An 819-nucleotide genomic window follows, 5' to 3' on the forward strand; every position below is an offset into this window, starting at 1 on the left:
CATCATCACTTTGGTTGGTAAACGAGATAGTCTCGGTTTGACTCACCGCACTGCCGCTTGGTGTCGAGCCATCAGAAAGTTGTGTTTCTGATAGCGTCACGCTTGGTACGGATTCGATGGTTGGAATATCACCATCGGTAATGGTCAGAACAACCGTCGCCGTTTCAACATCCACATCGCCATCGCTTGAGGTCACGATAATCGATTTGACGATGTCTTCGCTAACCGTGTGGTCTAGATTGCGGTTTGGTTCGAAGCGTACTTCACCTTCAAGGGTGATAAACAGAGAGCCTTCAGTGAAGATAAACTCTTGCTCACCGGTATCAGCTTGGTTAAGCGTCAGTGGAGTCCCACCATCGTAAGTAAACTCAGTAATGGTCGCGCCATCAGCACTCTGCTCTGGCATCACATCAATGGTACTGGTTGTGATTGTGCCGTCTGCAAGATTTGGCTCAGTGATATCTAACGTACCATCCTGCATGATTTGAACATCATCACCGATGGTTACATTTAACTGAGAAACCAAAGAATCATCGCCATCGCTGTCTACTGCATAAACAGGCAGGTCAAAGCTCAAACTGTTATTCACCAGACCATCTTCGTGGTCAAGCGCTTCAAGTAACGTAAATGTGTATTGACCTAGATTTGTACCAGAGAAGGTAACGGTAAAGACGTTGGTTTCAACATCCGACGCGTCTTTAACAAAACCGATGTAATCGCCAGCACTGTTAGGATCTTCTTTTAGCTGAACCGCCAAGTTGTTTGACGTTAACGTACCTAGAGTATTGAACTCTGTTGGCTCGATACGGAACGACTCAA

At 46.2% G+C, this 819-nt stretch carries 1 protein-coding gene; it reads right to left on the minus strand.

The genetic code is table 11. The annotated features are described in order from the left end of the window. On the minus strand, window positions 1-819 hold an 819-nt coding region (locus tag AB4323_RS24275; RefSeq protein WP_372153526.1), incomplete at both ends, for a hypothetical protein.

This window comes from Vibrio sp. 10N.261.52.C11, assembly GCF_041471405.1.
Taxonomy (GTDB): domain Bacteria; phylum Pseudomonadota; class Gammaproteobacteria; order Enterobacterales; family Vibrionaceae; genus Vibrio; species Vibrio crassostreae_C.